Origin of the sequence: Xanthomarina sp., assembly GCF_035306705.1 — a bacterium.
In the GTDB taxonomy this organism is placed as follows: Bacteria; Bacteroidota; Bacteroidia; order Flavobacteriales; family Flavobacteriaceae; genus Xanthomarina.
This window is the reverse complement of sequence record NZ_DATGNO010000134.1, coordinates 1-3,778: the sequence shown is the minus strand read 5'-3', so window position 1 is coordinate 3,778 and position 3,778 is coordinate 1. Positions and strand designations below refer to the sequence as shown.

General features: G+C 36.1%; 4 protein-coding genes. All 4 read right to left on the bottom strand.

Annotated features, from left to right (window positions below; all coding sequences use genetic code 11):
- Window positions 1-241 precede the first annotated feature (241 nt).
- The gene (locus VKY47_RS10975; RefSeq protein ID WP_324312781.1) at window positions 242-637 is read right to left on the bottom strand and encodes a DUF3795 domain-containing protein; all 396 of its coding nucleotides are present in this window, start codon (window positions 635-637) and stop codon (window positions 242-244) included.
- A 63-nt stretch (window positions 638-700) separates the two neighbouring features.
- Complete coding sequence (locus VKY47_RS10970; protein WP_324312779.1) at window positions 701-1,168, bottom strand: pyridoxamine 5'-phosphate oxidase family protein; 468 nt, start codon at window positions 1,166-1,168, stop codon at window positions 701-703.
- A 220-nt stretch (window positions 1,169-1,388) separates the two neighbouring features.
- The gene (locus VKY47_RS10965; protein WP_324312778.1) at window positions 1,389-1,841 is read right to left on the bottom strand and encodes a C-GCAxxG-C-C family protein; all 453 of its coding nucleotides are present in this window, start codon (window positions 1,839-1,841) and stop codon (window positions 1,389-1,391) included.
- A gap of 255 nt (window positions 1,842-2,096) precedes the next feature.
- A complete protein-coding gene (locus VKY47_RS10960; RefSeq protein ID WP_324312777.1) occupies window positions 2,097-3,515 on the bottom strand; it encodes a caspase family protein in 1,419 nt (472 codons plus the stop codon).
- Between the last annotated feature and the right edge of the window lie 263 nt (window positions 3,516-3,778).

The following is a 3,778-nucleotide window of genomic DNA, read 5'->3' as shown; positions in this document are numbered from 1 at the left end:
CAAGGCGGGGCTATCTTCTTCGAACCGCCCTCCCCGCCGACTCGGTTAGCGAATCGATGTGGTCGCGAATTCTTCATGACCAACATTCTTGATTTCTCTTCATGAAACGCCCCCCGCGACCCGAAGCGGCAATGCTGTGTTCTCCGCAGTACCAGCCTTTCTCTCAGTCCTGCTTTCACGCCAACTGAACCACGGATGGTTAGTTGGCAGCCTTCTTGACTTTTCTTTCAATTGATTTTTCTTATTTGGACTGTCTTAATGTTTGTACTACTTCTTCCTCAGTCATTTGTCCATAGCCTTTAAGACCATAAGGTATACCCCGTTCTTGGTTTTTCAAAATATAATCAATAAATTTATCAACACCGTCGTCTTTCAAACATCTACAAAAACCTTTAATCTCACCGCTTGTTCGCCCAATAAACATTGAATTTGCGCAAGGAAAATCTTCGCACTCCCAACAACCGCTTATTACTTTATCTATACAACAATTCCTATGGTAACAGCCCTTTTCTTTTTCAGAATTGGCTGAACAGTTACACCCTGTTGCTTTACATCCGTCACATTCGTTGGCTAAATGACACAGCTTGCAGACCAAACCACAGTATGCAATACTTGAAATGATAGCCTCCCTATTCATCCAAAACAACCTTTCTTAAACGTTCTAGTCTGGTTGGTCAACCCAATTTTATACATCAATAACTCACATGGTCTTTTTATAATACTCTCGGTAAGCTTTCTTTTGTTCTAGCATCAAGTATTCTCTAAATGGTTTATTCTCAGTATCATACTTCCAAAGTGTTATAAGCGTTGGCTCAACTTCGATTATAACTTCATCTTTTAAATGTGAATACTTTTGAAATGAACCTTCGTGATACCTTTGATAATTATCCTTAAAAAAACAGTTATCTAAAGGATGACTAGTAATTTGAGCTTTTCCTTCAATTTGAATGTTCCCATAAGAAAGCGCAACATTGTAATTTTGTTTAATCTGTTGGTACTTAACAAAATCTCTATCAGTCTGGAAAAATATCTTTAATCCATTATTTATTATACTTATAGTTCTTGCTGTAACATGGCTATCTGCACATGTTGCTAAAACCATATGTTTATTTGCTTTCAAAAAATCAATAATTTTCTTCTGGAGCCTTTCGAAATTTATTTCTTCCAAATTATTTCCCCCTCCATTTCACATGGCCGTGCCCATGGATGGGCCGGCCCGGCTGGTATTGCGGAGAACGTATCCGTATTTCAGAAGTTCCTGAGTTCTAGGGCGACCGCCCTTAACGAAGGAATTTGGGTGAAATGACGTCAGGAATGGAACCTGAAATATTTTGTTATACGATGTACCAGGCCACTACTTTCAGTGTCCACTTCCAATATTAATTAATTTATTTTGTTTTTTCACCAATTATATTCTCTACTATATCAACTGCAGTTCCAACACATTCTTTACATACTTTATTTAATAAATCTTTTTCTTTAAATTCTTTTTGCCCAATGGGATCTGATAAGTCACAACCTTCAAGTAATTCCCGACAAATTACAGTATCTTTTTTATCTACAAAACTGTCTATTAAATCTCTAGTTTTTCTATACGTATTTTCTGTTAATGATTTATCTTCATTTTCTCCTCTTCCATATAATACACCTAATACCATAATCCCACCTGTTACCGCCCCACATACTTCTTCTTTTCGACCCATTCCAGCACCAAATCCACAAGATACTTTTAATGCTGTTTCTTTATCAAAATTTAAGTAATCACAAAAAGAATAAAATACTGATTGGGCACAATTATAACCTTCTAAAAACTTCGTGATTGCAATATCCCTTTTTTCCATTACATCATCCTCCGTAATAATTATTCATTCTTTTTAATACCCAAACCCTATGCAGAAAAATTAACTTGGCCTGGTATTTTGTATAACGTCCACGAGTTGCAGAAGTCCGGCCGCCTTAGATAGCTCTTATCTTAGGCGGACGGATTTGGGTCGGAGCGCCTGATTTTACTCAAATTTTTAACTTCAAGGGCGCGGAGCCTGCAACTCGTTGTTAAACGCCGTAACCCTTACTCTACCTAAGATAAACAAGGTACATTAATCATTTATTAAAAGATCATATTCAAAGACTATTCTATTACCATGTATTAAATTAAATTTTACTAAATCTCCAGTTAGATTTTCTCCTCGCTCACCTATGACTTTTTTTACCTCAATTCCTTGAATTGATGCAATTGGAGATGATATATCAATCTTGTAATTTCCAGATGATAGCTTTTCCCCAGATTTGGTAAACCCTTCTGTCGTAAAGCATTTTTTATCAATAGAAACTTTGCTCTGAGCATAATATTTATCGCTATTTGAAGATAATGAAACCATTAAGTCCATCCCATCCGGGAGATTTGTAAAACCTTTTATATACATTTTTTTATCTACAAAATGATACTCACACTGAATATCAACAATAATTTCTTTTCCTTTTTCTGGATGACGAAATTCCATTATTTCAGGTATGGGTAAAATTTCGCCAATACGAATAGGTTTTTCTTCAAAATACCATCTGTGGTTTCTTTCTTCAAATCCTATTGTCTTTAACCTTTCAACCATAATTGCGTCGTATTCTTCATCACTTAATCTTGAACCATATTTTTCACCCGATACAATCATATAACTTCTTACAACCTGAATTAATGGAATGGAAAAATGCTCTGATGTCTTTATGAATACAAGTGCTTCTGCTTTATCATCATCATAAATTGCTTCAAATTGTTCCCAAATACTTTCCATATAATCATATATCTCTTGTTCGAGAGAAGCCTTTTTTAAACTATGCATACCCTCATAAACATAGAATTCACCTATTAGTGATGTGGTTTCCCAAGGTATTTGTTTACTATTTGATTTTTCCAGCACTTCTTTTCTAACCATCTTAAACACTTTTTCAATCTCAAGGTTAGGAGTTGTTATATGCTTTATTAAGCTTTCAGTATAGAGTCCATTATTACCTTTTCCGTCTGACGCTGTTTTTCCTGGACTTGTTGAATATGCAATTAATGTGCCTTGAGGTGCGTCCATGGTGGCTAAACCTAAAGCGACATTTCCACGATTCCAATTCCTAACAAATGGATTATCTCTACATGCATCAAGAATTATAATGTTAGTCTTTTTTATGTTTTGATACATCCAGGTTAATACTTGGTCAACTCTTATACAATGGTATTCCACTTGACATTCTTCTTCTAAAACCGCATCAATGGGAATCAAATAATTCACTCCATTAATTTGAAGTCCGTGACCAGCATAAAAAAATAGACTTGCATCGCACTTCGCAATCAATTTCCCAAAATCATCTATATTTTTTTTAAAATCTACGTACCCTAAATCATGTAAGCATATAGTTTTAAAACCGGAACTTTTTAAAACCATCGACATTGAGTTGGCATCATTCAAGGGATTTTTTAATTTACTAGCTCCAAGGTAATTTGCATTTCCGACTATTAATGCTGTTTTTTTCATCCCATCATTCTCCATTGCATCTCGAATCTTCTAGTTCTGCCTGTTAACTATTTTTTGACTTAACGTTAGGGTTATGGCGTTTAACGTTTGGCATTGCCGACGTCGATGAGCTTACAAGGCGTGAATTCTACTCCGGATTCAGCCCTCCCCGCCGACTCGGTTAGCAAATCGATGTGGTCGCGTCCGCTACATGATTTAACTTGCTTGTCCGACATCATGAGTTAACTTTTCCGCGGCCCGAAGCGGCAATGCTGTGTTATGTG